This window comes from Acinetobacter sp. GXMZU3951 (assembly GCF_054457875.1).
The window spans coordinates 55,197-79,885 of record NZ_JBTLFO010000005.1; the positions used below are offsets into that span (position 1 = coordinate 55,197).

General features: G+C 41.7%; 22 protein-coding genes. 13 read left to right on the forward strand and 9 right to left on the reverse strand.

Annotated elements, in window-relative coordinates; genetic code table 11:
- Nucleotides 1–79 precede the first annotated feature (79 nt).
- A complete protein-coding gene (locus tag ACX17N_RS09350) occupies nucleotides 80–658 on the forward strand; it encodes a TetR/AcrR family transcriptional regulator (protein WP_458892301.1) in 579 nt (192 codons plus the stop codon).
- Entirely contained in the window at nucleotides 655–1,605 is a 951-nt protein-coding gene (locus ACX17N_RS09355) for a DMT family transporter (protein WP_458892302.1), read from the forward strand. Before ACX17N_RS09350 ends, ACX17N_RS09355 begins: the two co-directional genes overlap by 4 nt.
- 125 nt (nucleotides 1,606–1,730) lie before the next feature.
- On the opposite strand, the gene exaC is transcribed toward ACX17N_RS09355, so the two are convergent.
- Nucleotides 1,731–3,242 carry an acetaldehyde dehydrogenase ExaC gene (exaC, locus tag ACX17N_RS09360; RefSeq protein WP_458892303.1) on the reverse strand — a complete coding sequence of 504 codons (1,512 nt, stop codon included), beginning with the start codon at nucleotides 3,240–3,242 and terminating at the stop codon, nucleotides 1,731–1,733.
- Nucleotides 3,243–3,438: 196 nt separating this feature from the next.
- On the opposite strand from exaC, the gene ACX17N_RS09365 reads away from it, so the two are divergent.
- Nucleotides 3,439–4,629: a transcriptional regulator gene (locus ACX17N_RS09365; protein WP_458892304.1), complete on the forward strand. Its 1,191-nt coding sequence runs from the start codon at nucleotides 3,439–3,441 to the stop codon at nucleotides 4,627–4,629.
- Here the strand turns inward: ACX17N_RS09365 and ACX17N_RS09370 are convergent, their stop codons facing one another.
- Together ACX17N_RS09370 and mdh are read right to left on the reverse strand one after the other, a co-directional pair.
- A complete protein-coding gene (locus ACX17N_RS09370) occupies nucleotides 4,630–5,598 on the reverse strand; it encodes an alpha/beta hydrolase (protein WP_458892305.1) in 969 nt (322 codons plus the stop codon).
- A gap of 217 nt (nucleotides 5,599–5,815) precedes the next feature.
- Nucleotides 5,816–7,027: an iron-dependent methanol dehydrogenase gene (mdh, locus tag ACX17N_RS09375; RefSeq protein WP_458892306.1), complete on the reverse strand. Its 1,212-nt coding sequence runs from the start codon at nucleotides 7,025–7,027 to the stop codon at nucleotides 5,816–5,818.
- Between the two features lie 285 nt (nucleotides 7,028–7,312).
- Between mdh and ACX17N_RS09380 the strand changes: the two genes are divergently transcribed.
- From ACX17N_RS09380 to ACX17N_RS09390, 3 genes are all read left to right on the forward strand, one after another.
- Complete coding sequence (locus ACX17N_RS09380; protein ID WP_458892307.1) at nucleotides 7,313–9,331, forward strand: hypothetical protein; 2,019 nt, start codon at nucleotides 7,313–7,315, stop codon at nucleotides 9,329–9,331.
- A gap of 177 nt (nucleotides 9,332–9,508) precedes the next feature.
- A complete protein-coding gene (locus ACX17N_RS09385; RefSeq protein ID WP_458892308.1) occupies nucleotides 9,509–11,224 on the forward strand; it encodes an AAA family ATPase in 1,716 nt (571 codons plus the stop codon).
- 99 nt (nucleotides 11,225–11,323) lie between these two features.
- Nucleotides 11,324–12,307 (forward strand): ion transporter, encoded by a 984-nt coding sequence (locus ACX17N_RS09390; RefSeq protein WP_458892309.1) that lies wholly within the window; start codon nucleotides 11,324–11,326, stop codon nucleotides 12,305–12,307.
- 82 nt (nucleotides 12,308–12,389) lie between these two features.
- Here ACX17N_RS09390 and ACX17N_RS09395 read toward each other — a convergent pair whose 3' ends face one another.
- Together ACX17N_RS09395 and ACX17N_RS09400 are read right to left on the reverse strand one after the other, a co-directional pair.
- The gene (locus ACX17N_RS09395) at nucleotides 12,390–13,631 is read right to left on the reverse strand and encodes an MFS transporter (RefSeq protein WP_458892310.1); all 1,242 of its coding nucleotides are present in this window, start codon (nucleotides 13,629–13,631) and stop codon (nucleotides 12,390–12,392) included.
- 241 nt (nucleotides 13,632–13,872) lie between these two features.
- Nucleotides 13,873–14,817: a 3-carboxyethylcatechol 2,3-dioxygenase gene (locus ACX17N_RS09400; protein ID WP_458892311.1), complete on the reverse strand. Its 945-nt coding sequence runs from the start codon at nucleotides 14,815–14,817 to the stop codon at nucleotides 13,873–13,875.
- A gap of 422 nt (nucleotides 14,818–15,239) precedes the next feature.
- Here ACX17N_RS09400 and ACX17N_RS09405 point away from each other — a divergent pair, with 422 nt between their 5' ends.
- Together ACX17N_RS09405 and ACX17N_RS09410 are read left to right on the forward strand one after the other, a co-directional pair.
- Complete coding sequence (locus ACX17N_RS09405) at nucleotides 15,240–15,752, forward strand: hypothetical protein (protein ID WP_458892312.1); 513 nt, start codon at nucleotides 15,240–15,242, stop codon at nucleotides 15,750–15,752.
- Nucleotides 15,753–16,289: 537 nt separating this feature from the next.
- Nucleotides 16,290–17,210: a LysR family transcriptional regulator gene (locus tag ACX17N_RS09410; protein WP_458892313.1), complete on the forward strand. Its 921-nt coding sequence runs from the start codon at nucleotides 16,290–16,292 to the stop codon at nucleotides 17,208–17,210.
- Between the two features lie 69 nt (nucleotides 17,211–17,279).
- Here ACX17N_RS09410 and ACX17N_RS09415 read toward each other — a convergent pair whose 3' ends face one another.
- Nucleotides 17,280–17,732, reverse strand: a complete 453-nt coding sequence (locus ACX17N_RS09415) for a DUF441 domain-containing protein (protein ID WP_458892314.1) — start codon at nucleotides 17,730–17,732, stop codon at nucleotides 17,280–17,282.
- Between the two features lie 126 nt (nucleotides 17,733–17,858).
- Between ACX17N_RS09415 and ACX17N_RS09420 the strand changes: the two genes are divergently transcribed.
- Nucleotides 17,859–18,569 carry a pseudouridine synthase gene (locus ACX17N_RS09420; RefSeq protein WP_458892315.1) on the forward strand — a complete coding sequence of 237 codons (711 nt, stop codon included), beginning with the start codon at nucleotides 17,859–17,861 and terminating at the stop codon, nucleotides 18,567–18,569.
- Here ACX17N_RS09420 and ACX17N_RS09425 read toward each other — a convergent pair.
- The 3 genes from ACX17N_RS09425 to ACX17N_RS09435 form a co-directional block, all read right to left on the reverse strand.
- Nucleotides 18,562–19,005 (reverse strand): GNAT family N-acetyltransferase, encoded by a 444-nt coding sequence (locus tag ACX17N_RS09425; protein ID WP_458892316.1) that lies wholly within the window; start codon nucleotides 19,003–19,005, stop codon nucleotides 18,562–18,564. The two genes, ACX17N_RS09420 and ACX17N_RS09425, sit on opposite strands and share 8 nt — an antisense overlap.
- Nucleotides 19,006–19,097: 92 nt before the next feature.
- Entirely contained in the window at nucleotides 19,098–19,445 is a 348-nt protein-coding gene (locus ACX17N_RS09430; protein ID WP_458892317.1) for a type II toxin-antitoxin system RelB/DinJ family antitoxin, read from the reverse strand.
- A 109-nt stretch (nucleotides 19,446–19,554) separates the two neighbouring features.
- On the reverse strand, nucleotides 19,555–20,460 hold the full coding sequence (locus ACX17N_RS09435) for an RluA family pseudouridine synthase (RefSeq protein WP_458892318.1): 906 nt from the start codon (nucleotides 20,458–20,460) through the stop codon (nucleotides 19,555–19,557).
- A gap of 132 nt (nucleotides 20,461–20,592) precedes the next feature.
- Here ACX17N_RS09435 and tsaE point away from each other — a divergent pair, with 132 nt between their 5' ends.
- The 4 genes from tsaE to hfq all read left to right on the forward strand — a co-directional run bounded on the left by tsaE (nucleotide 20,593) and on the right by hfq (nucleotide 24,569).
- A complete protein-coding gene (gene tsaE, locus ACX17N_RS09440) occupies nucleotides 20,593–21,072 on the forward strand; it encodes a tRNA (adenosine(37)-N6)-threonylcarbamoyltransferase complex ATPase subunit type 1 TsaE (RefSeq protein WP_458892319.1) in 480 nt (159 codons plus the stop codon).
- A complete protein-coding gene (gene mutL, locus ACX17N_RS09445; RefSeq protein ID WP_458892320.1) occupies nucleotides 21,062–22,999 on the forward strand; it encodes a DNA mismatch repair endonuclease MutL in 1,938 nt (645 codons plus the stop codon). Before tsaE ends, mutL begins: the two co-directional genes overlap by 11 nt.
- A 6-nt stretch (nucleotides 23,000–23,005) precedes the next feature.
- Nucleotides 23,006–23,950, forward strand: a complete 945-nt coding sequence (gene miaA, locus ACX17N_RS09450) for a tRNA (adenosine(37)-N6)-dimethylallyltransferase MiaA (RefSeq protein WP_458892321.1) — start codon at nucleotides 23,006–23,008, stop codon at nucleotides 23,948–23,950.
- 94 nt (nucleotides 23,951–24,044) lie between these two features.
- Entirely contained in the window at nucleotides 24,045–24,569 is a 525-nt protein-coding gene (gene hfq / locus ACX17N_RS09455) for an RNA chaperone Hfq (protein ID WP_458892322.1), read from the forward strand.
- The last annotated feature ends 120 nt before the right edge of the window (nucleotides 24,570–24,689 follow it).

Below are 24,689 nucleotides of genomic sequence, written 5' to 3' on the forward strand. Positions count from 1 at the left end.
TCATGCGTTCATTTCTGATTGCAAATTTTTGTGCTTTTTTATAAATTAGGTAGATCGGTATACCTATTTGGTGAGGGCAATGGGCAATAAGAGTGCAAAAGAAAAAATATTAGATGCGGCAGCAGTTTTGTTTTATAACGATGGAATTGCCAATACCGGCATTAATGCAATTACCGAGCGAGCTGGGGTTGCAAAAATGTCTTTATATAATAATTTTCCGACTAAATCCGATCTGATTGCGACCTATATTCAAGCGCGACATCAAGAATGGTTAGATCTGTATGCCAAGCGATTAGCCCATGCTCGAACGCCATTTGAACGAATTCTTGCGGTGTTTGATGCCTATCAAGATCATGCCGAATATGCTTATGAAAAAGGATTTAGAGGCTGCGGTTTATTGAATGCAGCCGCGGAATTTCCTGCTGCAAGCCCTGAGCGTATGGTGGTTAAACAGCATAAAGATGAAGTTGAGCAGATTGTGCTGGGGCATTTGGGTGAGATGTTGCAAGACCAGAACAAAGTACAGGAGTTGGCACTGCTAATTTCTTTTGTGTTGGAAGGCTCTATCGCTCGTGCAGGACTGGAAGGCAATGGGAATAAAGTGCATGCAGCGAAACAAATGATCCTGCGTTTGTTGCAGCAGGAGATGCACACGTGAACTTGAAATTTGATTTCACGGCTCACTATGGCTTTATTGCAGTACTGATTGCATCGGTATTGTGGGGAACTACGGGTACAGCGGCTTCGTTTGCGCCGAATCTAAGCCCGCTGGCGATTGGTGCTTTGGCAATGGGCGGCGGTGGGCTGCTACAGGCACTACTGGCAAGAAAACAGATTATTCAGCATCTCCACGACATCCCGCAGCATAAAGGCATTTTGCTCTTAGGTGCTGTATCTGTTGCTATCTATCCCTTGGCTTTTTATAGCTCTATGCATATGGCTGGTATCACCATAGGCACGGTGGTTTCTATTGGTACTGCGCCGTTATTTACCGCTTTATTCGAGCGGATTTTTGACCAAAAGCAATTATCAAAACGCTGGTTTGCGAGCTGCTGCTTTGGCATAGTGGGGGTGCTGTTATTGTCTTTAGGTGAGTCTCATACTTCAAGCAATCTACAAGCACATTCGACTGATCAGAAAATTTTGGGCATCATTTTGGGCTTGGTCGCAGGGCTGACGTATTCGCTGTATTCATGGGCAGCCAAGAAAATGATTGATCGTGGTGTAGATGCCAAAGCCTCCATCGGACTGATTTTTGGTTTCGGAGCGATGTTGTTGCTACCAACCGCATGCTATACAGGAGCAAATCTGTTTGATGAAGCCGTCAATGTGTATGTAGTTGGCTACATGATGTTAATCCCGATGTTTTTGGGCTATTTATTGTTTGGCTATGGACTAAAAACTGTGCCTGCGAGTCGCGCTGTGACCTTGACCTTGTTTGAACCGTTTATGGCTGCGATATTTGCAATGCTGATTGTCGGTGAGCAATTGGATGGTTTAGGTTGGTTGGGTATGGGACTTATTTTTGTCTGTTTAGCAATATTATTTAAAGCTGAAGATCAAACAGAGGTTCAACAGATGATGCAGCCGACTGCTGAATCTTAAAGGCTGCGGCATTGTAAAAAAGCCATCAAAATAAAGAAATAAAATGAACAACTTAATAAGAAAACAGCGAACCGTGGTTCGCTGTTTTCAGTTTTCTTGCAAAGGAAACAAGTTTCAATAAAGAATTAGAAGAAGCCCGCTGGTTTGGTTGAGTAGCTCACTAACAAGTTTTTGGTTTGTTGGTAGTGATCAAGCATCATTTTGTGGTTTTCGCGACCAATACCAGATTTCTTGTAACCACCAAATGCCGCATGCGCAGGGTAAATGTGGTAACAGTTGGTCCAAACACGTCCAGCTTCAATTGCACGACCCGCACGGTAAGAGGTATGAGCAGAACGAGACCAAACACCTGCACCTAAACCATAAATGGTGTCGTTCGCGATTTTGATTGCTTCATCAAAGTCTTTGAACGTGGTCACAGACAATACTGGGCCGAAAATTTCTTCTTGGAAAATCTTCATGCTGTTGTTGCCTTTGAAGATGGTCGGTTCAATATAGAAACCGCTGCCGACTTCACTACGTGAACCACCACCAGTAAGCACCTCAGCACCTTCGCCACGACCTGTTGCAATACAGCTCAAGATTTTGTCTTGTTGCTCTTGAGATGCCTGAGCACCAATCATGGTTTCAGTGTCTAGAGGGTGACCCGTTTTAATACGTTTCACACGCTCAATGGCTTTTTCAAGGAATTTGTCGGCAATACTTTCTTGAACTAGAGCACGTGAAGGGCAAGTACACACTTCACCTTGGTTCAAAGCAAACATGGCAAAACCTTCAAGGGCTTTATCTAGGTAGTCATCTTCACGGTCCATTACATCTTCAAAGAAAATGTTTGGTGATTTACCGCCAAGTTCCAAAGTAACCGGAATAATGTTTTCAGTTGCATATTGCATGATCAACTGACCCACTTGGGTTGAACCCGTAAATGCAATTTTAGCAATACGTGGGCTAGTTGCTAGTGGACGGCCGACTTCAGCACCATAACCGTTGACGATATTCAAAACACCTTCAGGCAGTAGGTCTTGAATTAATTCAGCCACAAGTAAAATGCTGACAGGGGTTTGTTCTGCAGGTTTCAGTACGATACAGTTACCCGCTGCCAAGGCAGGAGCGAGTTTCCATGCCGCCATAAGAATTGGGAAGTTCCATGGGATAATTTGACCTACCACACCCAATGGCTCGTGGAAATGGTAAGCAATTGTGTCTTCGTCAATCTCAGAAATACCACCTTCTTGCGCACGAATACAGCCCGCGAAATAACGGAAGTGATCGATTGCTAAAGGAATATCAGCTGCAAGCGTTTCACGAACAGGTTTACCATTGTCCCAAGTTTCTGCAACTGCGAGTAATTCAAGGTTTTGTTCTAAACGATCTGCAATTTTAAGCAGTAGATTTGAACGAGTAGTAGGAGAGGATTTGCTCCATTGAGCCTTAGCTTTGTGCGCTGCATCAAGCGCAAGTTCGATATCTTCAACCGTTGAGCGAGGAACCTTGGTAAATACTTTGCCATCGACAGGGGAGATGTTTTCGAAGTATTCTCCTTTAACAGGTGCTACCCATTGCCCGCCAATAAAGTTTTCGTATTGTGCTTTAAATTGAACCTTAGAACCAGGTTGATTAGGATCGGCATAACGCATATATAATTTCCTTTGCTTGTTGTTTATTTAAGCATCTACAGCTTTGGTATAAGGTACATGAGTACATTATTTGTTTAGCATAACTAGCATAAGGTTGGAGAAAGGTTGGAATGTAGAAGGTTTACAACAGGACGACAAATGCTTACAAAAACAGTTAAGTACAGGACGTCGAATCATTAGTTGTTGAGAGAAAGCAATGATGAATAAGCAGGCATTATTAGAAAAAAGACAAAGGATTGATCAGTATCGCCAAAGTAGCAGTCTTTCGCCTTTACATGCAGAGCAATTAGGGCAAAGTATTGCGAGTTCATGGCAACGTTCAGCTTCTGCAGCGATTCCGAAAGATCGTATGGCAGCACCGATCAATCATCAGCATCGCCGTGGTTTAAACACCGCATTAGAGCATGCATTACAACGCTGCACGGAAGATTTAAAACATATTGCTGAACAGTCTTCTATGGTGGTTGCTGTTGGTGATATCGGCAGTACTATTGTGTGGTCAGCATCTAGTAATCAAATGCAAAGTGCTGCGGAAAGTGTACATTTTGTTGAAGGTGGTCAGTGGCGTGAAGAATTGGTTGGTACCAATGCGCTGGCATTGTCCTTAAAAACCCAGCAGTCGAGTTGTGTGTTCTCGAATGAGCATTATATGACCTCGATTCAGGATTGGGTCTGTTATGCAGCCCCGATTATTGACCCGTACTCCAAGCAGGTTTTGGGGGTGATTGATTTATCTACCACATGGAAAAACCATAACAGTCTAGGTTTATTGGCCGCAGAGCGCTGCGCTTCGATTATCCAGATGGCTTTATTGGAGCACCAGAAACAGCAGCTTTTTATTCGGGCATTTGCAGTGCCACAGATTTTATTTAATGGCAAAGTCTTGGTGCTCACGCCTCGCCAAATTGAAATTTTGGCGATTTTGGCACTCTGTCCACAAGGTTTAACTTTAGATACCTTGCATCAGGCCTTATATGGCGAACGTAAAGTCAGTATCGGTACGCTAAAGGCAGAAATGTCGCAATTACGCGATATTTTAGGGGGCATGTTAGGCTCACGACCTTATCGCTTATTGGTGAATGTCGATGCAGACTTTTTACAGGCGGAACAGGCTTTAGATGCAGGTTATTTGGAAACAGCGCTCAAACTGTATACCGGTGTGTTCTTGGCGAAAACCGAAAGTCCGTTCTTGTGTGCTTGGCGAGATTGTTTGGAATCACGCCTCAGTGATGCGATTTTTAAAGCCAATGAAACCGATGTATTACTCAAGCATGTCGCGCATTTTCCAGAAGCGATTGATGCTGTTGAGCGTTTGATCGAGTTGATGCCAAAATCGCACCCAGTCCATCAAACGCTTTTGAAACTGAAGGATAGAGAGGATCTTTAATTAGATCCCTTTTTCCTTGATCCAATCAAACAGCGACTGATAGACCTGTTCTCGGACATTTTTTGCTGACAGGATCAGATCATGTAAGCCATTTTCTATGCTTTCAATGCTGACATCGCCCTGAATTTTCTCAGCATATTTTTGAATATCGGCTACATTTAAAATGATGTCACTGGTTTGTGCTTCAATTCCCCATTTTTTAGGATTGGTGGTTTTATGTGAGTGCATCACCAAAGTCGGTACAGTCAGTGTAACACCGGCATGAATCTCTTTTTGCGCTTCGTGAATGGCACGAATGAAACTCAGTTTTACTTTAGGATATTTCGGAAGTTTCCACTCTAGATTAAAATTCCATTCCCCAGAATAATGACAATGAAGGCTCGGCACGTACCATGGGTTTAGACCGCTGGGCATGGGCAGGTTGGGTAAATGTTGCCCAAGCTTACTGAGATGCGGGAGGGCTTTGGTCTTTTCAAAATCGCTCATATTGAAATCGTAAAATGGACTGTTTGCCCATAAGCCTTTAATCAGCGGATGATCGGGGAAATGTGCTGCATAAAGCGTAGTGATCAGACCACCAGTAGAATGTCCGCACAGCAAAACCGACTCATGACCTTCTTGTTGGATAATTTCTAGGGATTTGCTGATTTCAGCATCATATTCCCGTAAATCACGAACATTATAAAGTTGTTGGTGCCCTAGGCGCGAACGCCCATATTTACGTAGGTCGAGGGCATAAAAGTCAAAGCCGTGTTGATTAAATTGTTCGGCCATTTCCGTTTGAAAAAAATAATCAATAAAACCGTGAATATACAGTACTGCTTTGGTTGTGGTTTGATCTGCTTTTTTACGCACTAAGGTGGCAATAACTTTCCCTTCATAATCATCGGGAAATTCAAGTACGAGTTGTTGGTATTCGGGACCGAGCACATCTGTTTTGTAGGTCGTTGGAATTTTAAGTGAGGTCATTGTTATACTCATCAGGATTTATTATGGCTTTAATCCTTGATGAAGTCGGAGAGTTTGTCAAACTGAATTCTAAACAGAATAAAAAAATGCAACCCAGTGCCTTCTTCTGTAGAGAATCTAGGTTGCAATCACTGGTTAGTCTACAGTGACTGCAACCCATGCCTGATTCAGCCAGAACTGGGTTGCCAAAAGCAAAAAGTAAGAGATTGGAGAGAACTTACACGGCTGCTTTAAAATCTACCACTGATGCACCGCTTTTCAACGCTGCTTTGAAGATATCTACCACTTGAGCATGAGTAGCTTTACGTGGGTTGGTCAACATGCAGGCATCTTTTTGGGCATTTTCAGACATGATGCCAAGGTCTTGTTCCTTCACGCCCAACTCAGCCAAGCTTGATGGAATACCAATAGACGCAGAGAGTTCACGAATCGCATCAATTGCAGCATAGGCAGCTTCAGTGACGGTTAAACCATCAGTATTGACACCCATTAGCTCTGCAATACGGGCATAACGGTCTGGGCAGGCAATCAGGTTGAATTCGCAGACATGTGGCAGTAGTACCGCATTACACACGCCATGAGGAAGGTTGTAGAAACCACCTAATTGATGTGCCATAGCATGGACATAACCTAGGGATGCATTGTTAAATGCCATACCTGCAAGATACTGCGCATAGCTCATCGCATCACGTGCTTCAAGGTTTTCACCATTTGCAACTGCTGGGCGTAACCACTCGCTGATCATTGAGATGGCTTTTTCTGCACAGGCATCGGTAATTGGGTTTGCTGCAGTAGAAACATAGGCTTCAACAGCATGCGTTAACGCATCCATACCCGTTGCTGCTGTGAGGCTTGCTGGTTTAGCAATCATCAGTTTTGGATCATCAATTGCGATAAGTGGGGTGCAGCGCCAGTCCACAATTGCCATTTTTACATGCGTGTCGGTATTGGTAATAATACAGAAACGTGTCATTTCTGATGCTGTACCCGCAGTCGTGTTCACAGCAATCAGCGGTGTCATTGGTACAGAGCTTTTATCAATACCTTCGTAATCGCGAATATGACCACCACCAGCAGTAACCAGACCAATACCTTTAGCGCAGTCATGAGATGAACCGCCACCTAAAGACACAATGAAATCACAAGCATGATCATTGTAAGCCTGTACACCATTATGTACATTAATGTCGGTTGGGTTGGGTTCTGCGCCAGGGAAAATGTGGCTATCTACACCAGCATCTTTAAGATAGCTTGCAATGGTGTCTGCTACACCAAATTTGAATAAACCAGCATCGGTCACGATCAGTGCTTTTTTTGCACCTAAATTTTGAGCTTTCGTTCCGATTTCTTTGGCACAGCCTGGCCCAAAGAGTGAAACACATGGAATATAAAAACCGTTTGTTTGATCCGCAATATTTTTAAAAGCCATGGTGTGATTCCTTCTACCATTGTTATGTTTTGAGCGGTGACTCTCACCGTAATTCGAGTATTGTCTGAAGGTCGGTGAAAGCCTACCTACCAAATACCTACCATCGGATCGAAAACCTCGCACCAAGAATCCTAATAACCGAGATTTTTTTGAGTAGATCGGAGAATTTAGTTTTTATCTATATGAAAATTAATAAAATATGAAGAATGTTTCAGAAAGGTGTTTTTTTTCAAAATTTGATTAAAATAAAGAGAAGCATTATACAAAAGTAGAATGAGGGCGTGTATGGAACAAGAGCGTTTAATACCGCAACATCGTCAAATTGCTCAACTGCTGCTGGGGTTTTCTTCAGACCTAAGCGCAATGCAACAACAACAATTACAATTGTTGGGGCATCTTAATGCGCAAAATATGTTTCAGATTGATCAGGAACAACATCGTATTTCAATCATGAATGGCATGTTTGAGATTAAATTTGAATTAGTACAAGGTGCAATGCCTGCTCAATTTATTCAACATAATTTTAGCTATAAAGGGCAGCATGCCGAGCTACTGGAAGATTTCTTTTTGCATGATGTGGGTTTTCTTACAGATCATCTGAACGAACAACATTCACTATTTTTAAAAAATAAGGCACAGCAATTACGCGAATTAATTTCCAAGCAGATTTATCAATGGGTAGGTGGGCCAGCTAGGTTATTGGCTTTTTTAAACCAGATGACCGATGCGCAGGCCACCTTATTAGACCGTCGTTTGACTGCCTTGGGGATGGCTAAATATGCCTGCTTTGCGCATGCCCAAGATTTAGACGCCAGTTTAGATCCAGCATTAAAACAATATTTTAGTCAGATTTGTGCTTTGCATATTGTGAATGGCGAGGATTTTTTGCCTTTGCAAGGACTTATGGATAGCTATGATGAGCTTTGTCATAGTGCTGCACAATTTTTGCCTACCGCTTTATACCGTATTGCAACCTTAACTTTTGAGCAGAAATTTAATTTGGATGAGCTGCTCGATCACCAAGCGGATTTTGCTTTGCTACAGCCCTATGCCATACAACAAAGTCATGTTTTAGCCTTTGTGCGCTTAATGAACCGTGAGCTCTGGCATAAGGATAATTTACTGGCAAAGCAGAATTTTTTACAACCACAGGTGCAAATTTGGCAAAAGAAGGTCGCGCGACTCCCGATTTTTGACTATTCGCGTACGGTCAACTGGTTGTTTAAACAAGATGCCATGGTACTGGACTGGTTAAGTACCCATATCCAGCACAGTCATGTTCGTGTGGCGGTGACTGCTTTAAGTTTTGTCGATACCAGCCAGATTCATCCTTGTATTATTTTATTGACCTTGCAATATTTTCAGCATACCTGTGCCCGGATGTTTATTCAAAGTTGTGATATGCATGCCACCACCGAGCAATGGTTTGAGCATCAGAATAATCAAAGCGTGGTGTTAAAAGGGCAGCAGCAAGCGGTAGAAGACCAAAGAATCGCGATTAGCCCCTCAATTTTGTATTTAGACGAATGGATGAATCTATTAAGAAATGTGGCTGATGAGAATGAAGCAATTGTCAAACAGGTCTATAAAAAAATCAGTCGGGTCATGCAAGCCTATATGCTGCATTTACATCATATTGTGCAGGACTTACCGCAAGAATTGCTTAGTTATGTGCATCCGAGTACCCATCAAAATCGAGGCTTTTATCGCACCTTACGCCGTCATCACGTTCCAGTGAATGAATTTAGAGCCTTATTTTATTTAAAGTATCAGAACTTGAGAGTATCGGTATTTGATGCCTATGTGCGGGACTATCTGATTTATTGTTTTAATGAAAATCGGGACATTGCCAAAAGTACAACGTGGTTAGGCCTGTTTCATCATGCGGTCGAGTGGCATCGGCAATTGCATAAAGATGAAATATTGGCGCGTTTAAAACAGAGTTTTGCTGTAAATACTTGGAGTGCCGTCTCCCCGCAAACGATTTTGCAATATTCGGGGTGGACTTTTGAAGAGTTACATCATATTGAGCGAATTATTGAAGAATCGAATATTTTTCATCACTGTTTGGCAGTGAGTTATGCTGAACGGATTATGCAGGGTGAATATGTGGCGTTTCATATGTCTGCGCCCCATTATGATCAGTCCTTAACGCTGGGCTGTCATATACAGTCAGGAAAATTGGTGTTCGATCAATTGGAATATCCAAATAATCAAAAAGCTGAACATCTACTGGTCACAATTGCAGAGCAATTTATAGAGTGGTTCAATCAGCAGTTTTCTGCTCAAAGTAAATCACTTTAGTCAGATCAATAAGGCCATCCCATCAAATTTAAAGCGATTAGTCTTTATATTCACATTCATTTCCTGTTTTAAATCAGAGTTCGGGTGCGGCTTATATAAATGTGCGAACTGTTTCTGGCTTAACATTTGCGAAAAAACTCGTTAGGCTATAGCCGTTATTGAATGATGAATGGTCTTATGAAACAAGAAACTGCACTTAAGCTACTTAAAGCTGGCGAAAATGTTTTCCTTACAGGTTCCGCTGGTGCAGGAAAAACCTATACCCTCAATCAATACATCAATTATTTAAAAGCACGTAAAGTTCCTGTCGCCATTACCGCATCCACTGGGATTGCAGCCACGCATATGAATGGGATGACCATTCATACTTGGGCGGGGATCGGCATTAAAGATAGCCTAAGTGACGACGACTTAAAGCGCATGAAAGAGCGCAAATACTTAAAAGAACATTTAGAAAATGCGCAGGTGTTGATTATTGATGAAATTTCAATGCTGCATGCCAAACAACTGAATTTAGTCAATCAGGTATTAAAGTACTTTAAAGAAAGTGAAGAGGCCTTTGGTGGTATTCAGGTGATTGTGGCTGGAGACTTCTTTCAGTTACCACCGGTCGGAAAAAAAGAAGAACTTAACCGCGATAAATTCTGCTTTATGTCGGAAGCCTGGGTGGAAGCCAAGTTTCGGGTCTGTTACCTGACTGAGCAGCACCGTCAAGGCAATGACTATTTAAATGACATTCTTAACGCCATTCGCAGTCAAAGTATTACCCAGCAACATTTACAGGCGCTGGAGCAGACGCGAACACAAGATATTGGTGAAACCTTTACTCGTTTGTACACGCATAATATGGATGTCGATTCGATTAACTTTCAGCATTTAAATGCGATTGAGCAGCAAGGTCATGAGTTTATGGCAGTCTGCGACGGGAATGACAAGTTAATTGAAACCTTGAAATCGTCTGTACGTGCACCTGAAGCTTTAACTTTAAAGAAAAATGCCAAAGTGATGTTTGTCAAAAACAATTTTGACATGGGCTATATTAATGGCAGCTTAGGTGAAGTGATTGGCTTTGAAGAAGATGATGATCACGGCATTTTGCCGAAAGTTAAACTCACCGATGGAACGGTGTTATTGGTAGAGCCTGAAACATGGTCTGTAGACAATGATGCAGGAAAAAGTATTGCCAGCTTACAACAAATTCCTCTCCGTTTGGCTTGGGCGATTACCATTCATAAATCGCAAGGGATGACTTTGGAAGCCGCCGAAATTAATTTAAGCCATACCTTTGAAAAAGGGCAAGGTTATGTGGCCTTGTCGCGTTTAAAGTCATTACAGGGCTTAAAACTGCTTGGCTTTAATATGCAGGCTTTAGAGCTGGATAGTTTGGCCATTAAAGCCGATCGCCGTTTTCAGGAATTGTCCGAAGAGGCAGAGACGCATTTTGAACTACAAGATTTAACAGTACAACATAAGGCCTTTATCCGTCATTGTGGTGGAACTTTGAATGACGTCGAAATTGAACGCAATGAAAAGAAAATTGCGCGCAATGCGGGTAAGCAAAATTATGCTTCCGCCACTTTGGATGAAACTCGTGAATTATTTGAATCGGGCTATGATATTGAAGATATTGCGCAGGAACGTGGTTTAACTCCTGCAACCATCATTAATCATCTGGGGCGTTTGCACAAAGAACAAGGTTTAGATATTTCAGTTGCCCATCCGGGAGAAGAAATTGTCGAAGAAGTGCGTAAAATCTATAAACGTTTACAAAAGCGTCAAAGCCCAGATCATTTTGCCGATGATGGCGCAATTAAATTACGTCCAATTGTGGAAGCGACCAACCCGAGAATGGCATATGACCAAGTGCGGTTGGCATTACTTTATATTGAATAAGAACATGTTATAGCGAAAGTAGGCAGGCAAGATTCTTGCTTACTTTGCTAAAAAGTTCAGCTAAACTGCTGGGTATGGAATAACAATAACAGTTTAAAGATGAAATTTACGGCATGGTATACGCTTCGCAGATTTGTCTATAACAATTTGCACAATGATGACTATGAAACGCGTTTTAGTCGTGGGTTGAATCTATTTTTGATCACCCTGATTATGATGAACGCGGCAGCGGTACTGATTGAGTCGATTCAGAAATATTATGAGCTTTATCATCATTATTTTTATTATTTTGAATTGTTTTCAATCGTTGTATTTACCCTTGAGTATGTATTGCGATTTTGGTCGATCGCAGAGCACAACAGCTTTGAATCAGCATGGAAAAACCGTCTGAAATGGGTCACTAGTGGTGGAGCCATCATTGACTTATTGGCCATTTTACCTGCCTATCTCAATTTCTTTGTACATTTCGACTTACGCTTCTTACGTATTGTGCGATTGCTACGACTGTTAAAACTCACCCGTTATTTTGTTTCTTTGCAAATTTTGCTGCGTGTGATTGAGCGAGAAAAGGGATCTTTTCAGGCGGTCATTTTTATTTTGGTCATCATGATCATTATGGCCGCTGCAGGTGTGTATTTGATTGAAAGCCGTGTACAACCAGATGTGTTTAGTTCCATTCCAGCCTCGATGTGGTGGGCGGTGGTAACTTTAACCACAGTGGGCTATGGGGATGTGACACCCATCACGCCGTTGGGGCGTTTTCTTGGCGCTTTAATCACCATTTTAGGGGTCGGTTTAGCTGCTTTGCCCGCAGGTATTTTGGCGAATGGTTTGGCCAATGAATTGGAGTTACGCAAACAAGAATTAGAATTGCGCTTTCGAGAGTTAATTCAGCACAGTGAAATTGACTTTATTTTAGATAAAGAAAAAATTGAAGAGATTCGTAAAGAAGTAGGGCTAACCAGTGAGCAGACCCAAGATATTATTTTGCAATTGATTCGAGAGCAAAAAGAAGAATCCATGAGGCAAGAACGTGATCAGTATGCTTATTGCCCACATTGTGGGAAAAAATTACCTGAATAGCGATATTCATTTGGGCTAAATACAGCAATAAAAGCGGATGGTGCTTTGATTGCTGTAATCGGTTGGACATCACTTTGATGTCTTAGAGTGGCTGCTCAGTAGATTCTTGGCAAATGTGTGTTTCAACTGGATAATTTCGTTCATGCTGAAATGCCCATAATAAAATGACCAAACCACCCAGACTTAAAACTATCCCAATCCAAATCGGGGCTAACCAACCCATACCGTGACTAATGAGCCAGCCCCCTAAAAATGCACCGAATGCATTTGCAATATTGAAAGCAGAGTGATTGAGCGAGGCTGCCAAGCTTTGGGCGTTGCCAGCAACATCCATAAGTCTGGTTTGTAGTAAAGGCCCTAAACCTGCAATGCTAAAACTTACCAAGAACAAGGCAGCAAAAGCAGTATATAAATTTCCGATAAATATGGCACAAATCACATAAGAGCTGGCATTAGAAAGCAGTACCCAGATAATTGCTTTATTTAAATTTTTATCAGCAAAATGTCCTGCGACCAGTCCACCAATAACTAAACCTAGACCAATACTGGCCAGAGCGAATGGCACAACTTGAATATGGGCATGTGTGTATTCCGTGAGGATAGGTGATACATAGCTGTATACGGAAAATAACCCACCAAAACCAATCGCACCAACGGCAAGCGTCAACCACATTTGCGTATTTTTAAGCCCTTGCAGTTCATTGCGAATACTTGCGCTCTGCTGCTGTGGCATACGAGGTAAGCACACACCAATGGCAACCACTGTTAAGAAAGCAATGGAAGCAGAAAACTCAAAACCTGCACGCCAGCCATAGTGCTGACCTAGCCAAGTGGCAAATGGAACACCAATCACAGTTGCAACATTTAAGCCCATCATCAGTTTAGCCACAGCGGATGCCCGTTTTTGTTTTCCGGCAAACTCTGCAACGACTAGGGCTGCGATACCAAAATAGGCGCCATGTGGTAATCCTGCTATAAAGCGAGAGAGCAACATGCTGTCATAATTTGTGGCAAAGGCTGTCATGGCATTGGCTACGCCATAAAAAAGCATCAAGCCAATTAATAAAGCTTTACGAGGTACTTTGGCGGCAAGAATCGCAATGATAGGTGCACCAATCGTGACGCCTAAGGCATAGGCACTGATGAAGTGACCTGCAATAGGAATACTCACTTGCAGGTTGTGTGCAATTTCCTGAATCAGTCCCATGGCGACAAATTCAGTGGTACCAATGCAAAAACCGCCAACCGCGAGGGCTAAAATCACCCAAAATAAGGAATAAGCCGGCTTTGCATCGATAGAATGGTTGGTATTTATTGATGTCATTTTAATCAATATAAGTGGGTGTGGGAGAGTTGGTTATTATAATTGAAAGCTAAAAAATAAGCCGAGTAAAGTACTTGGAATTATCAAATATTTTGTAAAATAACTGTAAATGTCACATAAAGCAGAGGTAATACTACGCAAGAGATATGTCTTATGACATGGGCTAAGAAAAGGAAAAGGTGTAATAGACTGAAGCAAGTATAATAACACACTTGCCTGATTTTCGGTTCAAAGAAGTAATTTAGATTGGATCAGCAGTCATCATCCCCATACCTGCAATCCATTCTTGAATGGGTTCATAGTATTGAATTTCGGCCTCATATTCCCCAAACGCCGATAATGCAGCAAAGGCTGCGATCCAAGCTCGAATTTCCTGACCGCCACGGCCACCATCACGACGAATTTCTTCGCTGGTCATGCGGGCCAGATAGTCAAAATCTGCGTGTTTAAAGCGTTGCAGCAAATCTTTGTCCCATTCAGGATTAAGTGGTAGGGCGGCACTCAAATCCCCATTGGCAAGACGTTGTCCAACGGCAATCACTTTGGATTGGCGATTATGACGAGCTTCAGGCGTCGGATTTCGTCCTGCAATCAAGAACTCTTGTACTTCGGTTGGGGCTGTTTGAATTTGTGGCGTTGGAGGGTCATGTGACAAGCCGCCTGAACCAATGATGAGAATGCGTTCATCCAGAGTTTTTAAATATTCCCCAATCACTTTCCCCAGTGCGATTACACGTTTGATTGGTGGCATAGGGGGAGCAGCAGCATTAATAAAGATAGGGATAACGGGATAGCGATCTAATGCTCCATCGCAGAATAAATCTAAGGGTTGGGTAATGCCGTGATCGGCCTGCATCCGATAGGAATAGCTGAGATCAATCCCATGCGCTAGACAATGTTCAATCAAAGCTAAAGCTTTAGGCTCTGGGACATTTAAAGCTGCTGGACCATAGTTCCAGTCGCCTGCTGCGCTTGCGCGTACGCCCACGCAAAAACTTGGCATCAAGTCGTAAAAGAAGCCATTAAAGTGGTCTGGACCAAACGAAATAATTAAAGTTGGACGATAAGCTTTAACCTGTTCTGCAAGTTGTGAAAAGGCGGCACGTGCAGAAGCTTCAATTTCAGCTGGCGGTGAAGCGAAGTCCAAAAGCGGGGTGTGTGAAACACAAATTAATTTTACAGCCATGTTTTACACTCAAATTCCAGTTTGATTGGCATTGAGCATAAAATGAAGTCCTCATGAAAATACAATATTTATCCCTGATAGAATCATAGCTGGAAGATTGTCCTTAGCGCTAATCAGCGTAACTGCTCAATTAAATCTTAATCAAAGTAAGGATTTATACTTATTAATCGGCTTTGTCATTAAATCTGAACGAGCTTGAGGCTTGTTTCGAGTCAATCCAGCAATATTGATTCGACCAAAGTTGAAAAATCTTGTCTGGTCTAAAGTGTTTTGATCTCGCGATTTAGCTTTTAGATGGGAGATGTATATTCTTGTCCAATTGGACACTTAATAGTATATCGTACTGGACATAGATTCTTCTTTTAATTGGACACTCTTTGTATCTAAAACGAAATTTAAATGAAAAAAGTAAAATGATTCCTATGAAAAAAGCAGTTATTGCACTGAGTTGCTTAAGTATACTTTTGACGGGCTGTTCCTCGCTTCTTAATCCAAGTATTCAGAATTCACTAAAAGAAGTGAGAACATCGAAGTTCCTAAAAAATGAAGATAAAACGAAAACCATCGGTGGGATTGATGCAAACAGTAATGGTGTGCGCGATGATATTGAGGGATACATAAATCTCAAATATGGAAATAACCCCGAATTTGTTAGCGTATATATGCAGTATGCAAAAGAATTACGAAGAAAGCTAACTTTGGCTAGTGATGATCGTGAAGTCTATCGTAGAGCGTCACACAAAGTTAGTAGGCAAATGGTTTGTGCTTCGAAAATTGACTATGAAGTTGAGCCTGAAAAAATGTATCAGGACACAATGATCATCTATGCTCTGTCGGTGAATACTAAGCAACGTATGGCTGAAAGTAATCGTATTAGCTCATTGGTGAGTGGCATGGCCTTCACATTGCCAACTGAGGAACATTGCAAAAATTAACGAATACGTTTAATAAAGCGTCCAAGTTAAAGAAGAATGAGTGTCCAAATACTTATTGATTTTGCAGAGAGAGTCATTTTTAACTTTTTTATAATACTTATGTTGATTTAGGCGGTTACTTACAAATTATGTTCATCCTTTTCATGAGTGAGCTTTGTCATGTAGCTGTTAAAATGCCGCTGCGGTGCTTTTGCTGTTCCAATCAGCGTCATCTAAAAAATAGTGCACAGGTTTTACTTTAAATGAGGTAACGACAATGTGTGTTTGCAGCTGCATTGCTGAGCCTGAATTTAAATATGGATTGCATTTGATGCAGCCATAAAGAAATAAAAGCAAATATGAAATAAACTAAATAATTATATGATAAAATGAAATTAATTCACTTATTGAATATAATCAGTTCATATGAATAGGCTATGAAAATTCGGCCAGTTCACTGATTTGATATTGATCTCCTAATTTTGCGCTTTGATTCATAAAGTTGATGACTCTTTTGACTCACTTTCTGATTTGACCTTTTGCGGATTTAAAATAAACATGCTTGAAATTCGACATTTAAAAACACTATTGGCTTTACGTGAACATGGTTCATTGGTTGCCGCCGCCAATGATTTATGCCTGACCCCTTCGGCAATTTCACATCAGCTTAAAGAGCTTGATCATTGGTATGGTGTGGAAGTGGTCAATCGCCGTAGCCGTCCAGTGACCTTTTCTAATGTCGGACAGCGCTTACTCAAGCTGGCTGATGATGTTTTGCCACAGATTCAAATTGCACAAACCGACATTACGCGTATTGTGCATGGTCAAACTGGGCGGATTATTTTTTCTTCAGAATGTCACAGTTGCTTTGACTGGCTGATGCCACTACTGAACCAATATCGTCAGCAATATCCCGATGTTGATCTGGATTTCGCTTCAGGCTTTGAGGCAAATCCGCATGAGCTTTTACAAAATGGCGAATTTGATTTACTCATTACCGCAGATCCGATTGCTTTAAGCGGTATCGATTATTTTCCAATTTTTGAATATGAATCACGCTTAGTGTTGTCGAATACTCATCCCTTGGTACGTGCTGAACGTATTACAGTGAAAGAATTGGCAGAAGAAACTTTAATTACCTATCCTGTCGATAAACACCGCTTAGACATCATGGCAAAGTTGTTTCTTCCTGCAAATATTCAACCCAAGCAGATCCGTACCACTGATTTAACTCAAATGCTGATTCAGTTGGTCGCAAGTGGCAGGGGGATAGCTGCCTTGCCTGACTGGGTGGTGAATGAATATGAACAGAAAGGTTGGGTGACATCACGTCGTTTAGATTGTGTCTCTGCCACAGGACTACGCCGTACCTTATATGCAGGTTACCGAACCGAAGAAAAAGAGAAAAATTACTTTGAAGGTTTTTTAAAGCAACTCGAAAAGTTCTCGCAAAAACGTCATCAGTACTACTTATCTTAATGCTTTGGGGAATGTGATAAGAGTGAGGCTATGCAGTGCAATATCCTCACTCTTATCATGTTTACACAACTAAGATTGTCCAATAAATAACGATAATACCCCAGCAGCAATCAATGGGCCGACAGGGACCCCACGTAAAAGGGCGACCCCAGCTACAGTACCAATTAATAGCCCTGCCACCACATTGGGTTGATGGGTCATTAACTTGACCCCTCGACCACCCAACCAGGCAACAAATAGCCCAATCGCAATGGCCAGTAAAGATTTCCAGCTAAGAAAGGATTTTAGAATCGCTTCCCCTGGAATTTTACCACTGGCAATTGGGGTTAAAACGCCAATGGTGAGAATAATAATCCCAATATTTAAACCATGTTGTTGTAATAATGGGAAAAACTCACTCAGAGGAGTGATTTTAAAGACAATCAATACACCTGCGGCAATCGTCACAGCAGTGTTATGGCTAAAAATACCACAAGCCAATAAAACCAGAAGTACGATCAAATTCAAATCTATATTGGGCATAATTAAGCGGGGAGAATGTGTGAAAATGCAACTATTGTAGCGATTTTTTAACCTGAACAGCTAGAAAATAAGCCTGAGCTGGCAAAATTGTTTAAAATGCTTGGGTCATTGATTGGGTTTTATAAAATGTATTTGGAAAAAATGTTGCAGTCTCAAGGTTTTGGTTCACGCAAGCATTGTCAGCAGTTGATTAAATCTGGTGCCGTGAGCATTGACCAAGAAATTATGCATAATCCTAAGCAGAAACTCAATTTACAGGACTTGAGCTTTGAGGTGTACGGACAGTCCTTTCAATATCGGGAAAAGGTCTATATTGCCCTGAATAAGCCCGCAGGTTATGAATGTTCTCATCAAGCCACACATCATTTTAGTGTGTTTGATCTGTTTGATGATGTGCTTTTAAATCGTGGTTTACAGTGTGTCGGACGTTTGGATCAGGATACGACAGGCCTGTTATTACTCACTGACGATGGACAATTTTTACAGGCATTAACTCACCCGAAAAAACATGTGGCAAAAGTCTATCGTATGCAGACGGCTGACCCGATTAGTGCAGAGCAGATTTCACAGTTAGAGCAGGGTGTTGAATTACGTAATGAGCAAGGGGTATTTGCGGCTACAGATGTAAAGCAATTGGCAGAATGTGAATTGCAAATGACGATTCATCAAGGTGTCTATCATCAAGTAAAAAGAATGTTGGCTGCGGTGGGCAATAAAGTAGAGCAGTTAGATCGCGTACAAATTGGTGCATTACAATGTGCTGAATTAGAGCAAGGCGAATGGATGTATTTAAATCCTGAACAGATTGAGTTGGCGCGAACTCGCGAAACTACTTAAGGAAACAGTGGTAAATCCGAAACTCATCGTCCGCAATAAAGCCCATGGTTTCGTAAAGACGATGTGATTCACGATTGGTCTTTTGGGTTTCTAGGCTAATGCGTAGAGCATTTTCATGGCGCGCAAATAATATGGCGGTATCAATCAGTTGTTTAGCCGAGCCTTGCCGACGGAACCGGGGGCTCACATAGACATCATCTAAAATATAATAGGTAGAGCAAGCAACAGATGAGAAACCTAAATATAGTAAAATAAATCCGGTAAATACATCATCTTTAATGTGAATGAAAATCACACTTTCTTGGTTTTCAAAGCGTTGTTTTAGAAATTGTTGAGAAAGACTTAAATTAGAAGAAGCCCCATAAAACTGACGGTATTCATCAAATAAAACAGCAAGTTGATTTAGGTCATCTAATGTCGCTTTTCTTACAATCATTTATAGCTCCATGCTTTTTTATTATCCTTGCATGAAGCATACCTAAGTTTTTAAATGAAAAAATTTAAATTATGTATAAAAATGCAACAGGCTCAGTTTTTATCACTTTCACCCAAAATTGCATTGAGTTCTTCAAATAAGTCTAGATGGTCATCATCTAGATAGTCTTCAATATTTTGAGGATTCACAATGTCAGTGCTTTCAGCAGTGATGGGCCCAGCTGCTTTTTGCTCTTGCTTGAGACGTCTTAATTTAATCAATTGCTCTAAATTGATATTCTGATTTTCAATCGAAAAGGGGATAGACTTTGTCAGTACAACTTGTTTGAAGAACAGGCGAACTGCTTGCGCCGGTGTAATACCCAGTTGTTTAAATACCGCAAAAGCCTGTTTCTTTTCCTGTGAATCAAGACGAATTTGATAAACTTCGGTTTTTCTCATGATTTTTATAAATTTGAAGATTAAAATTTAAGCCTTCATTTTAATCAATTTGATTGTAATTTCAATATTTTTAGATGGAAATCTAGCTTTATTTGTAATGACAAACATATTACAGTGTCAATTCAAATTTGGATGAAAAATCCATAGATCGTCCAGTAACCGGATCTTGAAATTGAATGCGCTTGGCGAGCAACTGAAGTGGGTGGGAAAAGTCATCTTCAGCTTTATGCTGCACCACAGGATAGAAAGGATCATTTTGAATTGGAATACCTAAGTAATTCAAGTGCACGCGCAATTGATGCTGTTTTCCTGTAGAAGGGAGCAGCAGATATTTAGCCCAAGTTTGATTGTGTTCTAACAGGTGAATAACAGTTTCACTATTGGCTTCACCCTGAGTAACTTGCATGGTGTAAAAGGGATGCCCTTTTTCCATTCTCAGTTGAAGCGTACGTGGCCATTCAAGCTGAGGCTGGTAAGCTGCAATCGCATGATAGGTTTTATGCACCGTTCGATGCGCAAACATTTGTTGATATGCGCCACGAGTTTCAGGACGTTTGGAAAAAAGTACAATCCCTGCAGTTTCTCGGTCTAAACGGTGAATCGGAGTTAAATCTGGATTCGAGGTTTGATTCTTTAAACGAACCAGCAACGTTTCTTGAACATATTGACCTGATGGGCTGATGGTCAGAAAGTGCGGTTTATCAACAACACATAAGTCATCATTTTCAAACAGGATTTGATGCTGAAAAGGCACAGGTATTTCATGTGCCAGAAAGCGGTAGTAGTAAATGTGTTGGTTGGCTAAATATGGGCTGTCGGAGCTTAAAATTGTGCCATCCGCTGCATAAATCAACTTATCATCAAAGCGCTGTTGCCACTCAGTTGCTGAAATATGGCTAAATTCCTGACAAAGATACTCATACAAACACAAAGGTGCAGGTTGCAGTGCAGGTAAATACAGTTTACTGGCAGTCACACCACGAATCATGGGCGGTACAAAGTCATGCGTTGGCATAAGTTATCAATCACAATAGGTTAGCGTAAAGCAGGTACTGTATTAAAAATACACATTTCGTATGCATGGCATAGGTTTTAAAAGCGTGGCGATGCTATCATATTTCTACTTTTGAATCATGTCGTGAGTCATATGTCGTATTCATTTCAATTGCCCTTAAACTCTGAAACAGAGACTCAGCAACTTGCACAAATTGTTGCTCAATCTTTTACTGAGGGTGTGGTTTATTTAATTGGGGACTTAGGTGCAGGAAAAACGACATTCACTCGTTATTTTTTACAGCATTTAGGTCATCAAGGTGCAGTAAAAAGTCCGACATATACCTTGGTTGAACCTTATCAGATTCAAGGGAAAGCGGTTTTTCATTTTGACTTATATCGCCTGAATGACCCTTATGAACTTGAATTAATGGGGATCCGTGATTATTTGGATACCCCGCATGCTTTATTTTTATTTGAATGGCCAAGTAAAGGCGGAGATGAAATCCCGCCAGCAGATTTAACCATTGAAATTTTAAAATCAGATGATGAACTTACGCGTCAAGCAACGCTTAGTTTTCAATCAGCGGATATGCTTCAAGTTTTAGAACAGGCTTTTAAGCATGCAGAATGAACTCGCATTGCGTCGCATTCAGACCCTTGATCCTGCCTTAGCCAACCAAATTGCTGCGGGAGAAGTGATTGAGCGTCCTGCATCGGTCGTTAAGGAGTTATTAGAAAACTCCATTGATGCAGGGGCGACCGAGTTGATTATTCGGGTAGAACAGGGTGGAAGCACACTGATTGAAATCATAGACAACGGTCGTGGAATTCATCCCGAAGACTTGTCACTGGCCGTCATGCGACATGCCACCAGTAAGATTCAAACGGCTGAAGATTTACATGCGATTGTGAGTTTGGGTTTTCGTGGTGAAGCACTCGCCTCTATCGCGGCTGTTTCGCGCTTAACCTTAACCAGTAGTCAAACTCAGGATGGAGTTGGCTATCAGGTTGAAGTCAATGGTACCGCCTTTCAGCATCAAGAGATTCAAGCCGTTGCTGCGCAACAGGGGACACAAATTCGGGTGCAGGATCTATTTTTTAATGTGCCTGCGCGTCGGAAATTTCTCAAAAAGCCCGGTACTGAATTTGGTCATATCGAAGAAATTGTGCGTCGTATGGCGCTTACTCATTTCGATATTCGCTTTGTACTCGAGCATAACAATAATATCCGTTTAAATTTACCTGTGGCTGATAGTGGTGCATTGCGTTTCCAGCGTGTACAGCAGCTACTGGGGCGTCAATTTACTGAAAATGCCTACTGGATTGATGCTGATAGCGTCAATATGCGTTTGACTGGCTGGTTGGGACATCCTTCCGATGCGCGCGCGCAAGCAGATTTGCAGTACGTGTACGTGAATGGACGGATCGTTAAAGATAAAACCATTTCACATGCCTTGCGCATGGCATATGAAGGGATTCTACATGGTCATCAACACGCAGCCTATTTGCTTTTTTTAGAAGTTGACCCTGAAAATATTGATGTGAATGTCCATCCGACCAAGCATGAAATTCGTTTTCTGAATCAACGTGAAGTCCATGAGTTCGTTCGCCATTTTGCTAAAGAAACCTTGGCGCAGTTTCAAACCGCGAGCGCGGATTTGGCACAAGCCTTGAAAGTTGAATCTTCTAGCCCAATACAGACTCAACAACCACGTTATCAAGAGCAGTTTCAATTGCATCGGGTCGTGGAGCAGGCTGTAAACCCCGCCTCTGCAGGGCTATTGACTGATTTTGAATCTTCGCAGCCGCAATCAGTACATTATGTCGGGCAGGAAACCAAGGCTTATCAAGTGCATGCAAATGCACCACAGTCAAGTCGAGCAGCCTTAGAAAGTTATCTTGCTCCTTTAAGAGCCGCCAACCAATTTACGACGGAAATAGCGAAAAACGATGTTGCTCCCAAAACGGATGAACATCCTTTAGGTATTGCGATTGCGCAGTTACATGGCATTTATATTCTGGCTCAAAATACAGAGGGTCTGATTATTGTGGATATGCATGCTGCACATGAGCGAATTTTATTGCAGCAAATGAAATCGGCTTGGGATAACCCTGATTTTTGGATATCGCAACAATTGTTGATTCCGAAAGTAGTGAGTGTCAATCGTATGCAAGCACTGCGCGTTGAAGATTTAAAAGCCCCCCTAGCGCGTCTAGGATTGGAAATTGACCAATATGGAGATGAGCAGGTAATTGTACGGGGTGTACCAGCAATCCTACATAAGGCGGATTTCTCTGCGTTAATTCCTGAATTGCTCAATGATTTAGATCCGAATGATGAAGTGCGTGGATTGCTGCTTAAGCGTGATCAGATTTTGGCAGGGATGGCTTGTCATGGTGCTGTACGTGCGCATCGCTTATTAAGTCTTTCCGAAATGAATGCGTTGCTTCGTCAAATGGAGCAAACCGAATTTGCGAGTCAGTGTAATCATGGGCGACCAACATGGCGCGCTTTCCCACTGGCTCAGCTAGATAAACTTTTTGCTCGAGGAGAGTAAATTTAAATGTCGAATCAATTGCCTGTCATCAATTTGATGGGACCTACAGCCAGCGGTAAAACGGCTTTAGCATGTGAGTTATATGAACAGGGCAATTTCGAATTGATTTCTGTCGACTCGGCATTGGTTTATCGCGATATGGATATTGGTACTGCCAAGCCGAGTGAAGCGGAGCAGGAACAATATCCACATCATCTGATCGATATCATCAGCCCTCTAGAAGTCTATTCTGCTGCGCAATTCGTCGAAGATGCATCTCACTTGATTGATGAAATTCATGCTCAGGGCAAAACACCAATTTTGGTGGGTGGCACTATGCTTTATTTCAAAGCCTTGTTAGAAGGTTTATCGAGTAATTTGCCTAGCGCCGATTATTCAATTCGTGCAGAAATTGAAGCGCAGGGTGAACGTGAGGGCTGGGAAGCTGTCTACGAGACGTTATGTGCGGTTGACCCACTTGCAGGGCAGAAATTCAAAGTGAGTGATAAGCAGCGAATTATCCGTGCGCTTGAGGTGTTTCGGATCACGGGGCAGCCGATTACACAATTACAAGCAGAGCAGCCTAAAAATGTACCATATCGTTACACTTTTCATAATTATGCTTTGCTTCCAGATCGGTTAGAATTGCATAAGCGAATTGAAAAACGCTTGGAAATTATGTGGGAAATCGGTTTTTTAAATGAGGTCGAATCCCTAATTGAAAAATACGATCTATCTGATGATTTACCTTCAATGCGATCAGTAGGTTACCGACAAGCCTTAGATTTTTTATTAAAAAGCGACAAAAGTCTCGAAAATAAGAAAGAAATGGAGGATAAAGCCCTTTTTGCGACACGACAACTTGCGAAACGTCAATATACTTGGTTAAGATCTTTGCAACAGTCGCATAAATTTAAAACATATTTAACAATAAAGCAGGCTCAAGAAGACTTGCGAAACTGTTACGGATAAAGCAAAATTTACATACTGTCTTTTTTATAATTTTTAATTGAAAAATAAAGATAGTTTTTTGCGCTGATTTTTAATATTTTTGGAGTTGTATAACATGTCTAAAGGTCAAACTTTGCAAGATCCGTTCTTGAATTCTCTCCGTAAAGAACGTATTCCTGTATCTATCTTCCTTGTAAATGGTATTAAGTTACAAGGTCATATTGAATCTTTTGACCAATATGTTGTTTTACTAAAAAATACTGTAAGCCAAATGGTTTACAAGCATGCGATTTCTACGGTTGTTCCTGCACGTAATCCACGTCCTGCTGGCGCTCCTGCTGGCACTCAAGGTGCTGGTTTTGGCGGTCAAGGCGGTGGCTTTGGTGGCGGTCAAGGCGGTGGCTTTGGTGGCGGTCAAGGCGGTGGCTTTGGTGGTGCTCAAGGTGGTGGCTTTGGTGGTCAAGGTGGCTTTGGTGGTCAAGGTGGCTTTGGTGGTCAAGGTGGCGGCTTTGGTGGTCAAGGCGGCGGCTTTGGTGGTCAAGGTGGCTTTGGTGGTCAAGGCGCTGGCTTTGGTGGTCAAGGCGGTTTTGATGGCGAAACTAAATTTGATGACTCTCAAGAAGACGATAACAATCGTTAATTGATGGTTGCTTGAAAAGCCTCTCAATATGAGAGGCTTTTTTTTATTCCTGCGTGTGATGGCATTCTTAAAAGAACCATTTATTTAACTGGCTTATGTCTAAAAATATGATGTAAAGCT

Excerpts from the sequence above, each read along its gene's own strand:
- ACX17N_RS09350 (WP_458892301.1), top strand. The coding sequence starts at position 80 with ATGGGCAATAAGAGTGCAAAAGAAAAAATATTAGATGCGGCAGCAGTT.
- exaC (WP_458892303.1), bottom strand. The coding sequence starts at position 3,242 with ATGCGTTATGCCGATCCTAATCAACCTGGTTCTAAGGTTCAATTTAAA.
- ACX17N_RS09365 (WP_458892304.1), top strand. The coding sequence starts at position 3,439 with ATGATGAATAAGCAGGCATTATTAGAAAAAAGACAAAGGATTGATCAG.
- ACX17N_RS09370 (WP_458892305.1), bottom strand. The coding sequence starts at position 5,598 with ATGACCTCACTTAAAATTCCAACGACCTACAAAACAGATGTGCTCGGT.
- mdh (WP_458892306.1), bottom strand. The coding sequence starts at position 7,027 with ATGGCTTTTAAAAATATTGCGGATCAAACAAACGGTTTTTATATTCCA.
- ACX17N_RS09380 (WP_458892307.1), top strand. The coding sequence starts at position 7,313 with ATGGAACAAGAGCGTTTAATACCGCAACATCGTCAAATTGCTCAACTG.
- ACX17N_RS09385 (WP_458892308.1), top strand. The coding sequence starts at position 9,509 with ATGAAACAAGAAACTGCACTTAAGCTACTTAAAGCTGGCGAAAATGTT.
- ACX17N_RS09390 (WP_458892309.1), top strand. The coding sequence starts at position 11,324 with ATGAAATTTACGGCATGGTATACGCTTCGCAGATTTGTCTATAACAAT.
- ACX17N_RS09395 (WP_458892310.1), bottom strand. The coding sequence starts at position 13,631 with ATGACATCAATAAATACCAACCATTCTATCGATGCAAAGCCGGCTTAT.
- ACX17N_RS09400 (WP_458892311.1), bottom strand. The coding sequence starts at position 14,817 with ATGGCTGTAAAATTAATTTGTGTTTCACACACCCCGCTTTTGGACTTC.
- ACX17N_RS09405 (WP_458892312.1), top strand. The coding sequence starts at position 15,240 with ATGAAAAAAGCAGTTATTGCACTGAGTTGCTTAAGTATACTTTTGACG.
- ACX17N_RS09410 (WP_458892313.1), top strand. The coding sequence starts at position 16,290 with ATGCTTGAAATTCGACATTTAAAAACACTATTGGCTTTACGTGAACAT.
- ACX17N_RS09415 (WP_458892314.1), bottom strand. The coding sequence starts at position 17,732 with ATGCCCAATATAGATTTGAATTTGATCGTACTTCTGGTTTTATTGGCT.
- ACX17N_RS09420 (WP_458892315.1), top strand. The coding sequence starts at position 17,859 with ATGTATTTGGAAAAAATGTTGCAGTCTCAAGGTTTTGGTTCACGCAAG.
- ACX17N_RS09425 (WP_458892316.1), bottom strand. The coding sequence starts at position 19,005 with ATGATTGTAAGAAAAGCGACATTAGATGACCTAAATCAACTTGCTGTT.
- ACX17N_RS09430 (WP_458892317.1), bottom strand. The coding sequence starts at position 19,445 with ATGAGAAAAACCGAAGTTTATCAAATTCGTCTTGATTCACAGGAAAAG.
- ACX17N_RS09435 (WP_458892318.1), bottom strand. The coding sequence starts at position 20,460 with ATGCCAACGCATGACTTTGTACCGCCCATGATTCGTGGTGTGACTGCC.
- tsaE (WP_458892319.1), top strand. The coding sequence starts at position 20,593 with ATGTCGTATTCATTTCAATTGCCCTTAAACTCTGAAACAGAGACTCAG.
- mutL (WP_458892320.1), top strand. The coding sequence starts at position 21,062 with ATGCAGAATGAACTCGCATTGCGTCGCATTCAGACCCTTGATCCTGCC.
- miaA (WP_458892321.1), top strand. The coding sequence starts at position 23,006 with ATGTCGAATCAATTGCCTGTCATCAATTTGATGGGACCTACAGCCAGC.
- hfq (WP_458892322.1), top strand. The coding sequence starts at position 24,045 with ATGTCTAAAGGTCAAACTTTGCAAGATCCGTTCTTGAATTCTCTCCGT.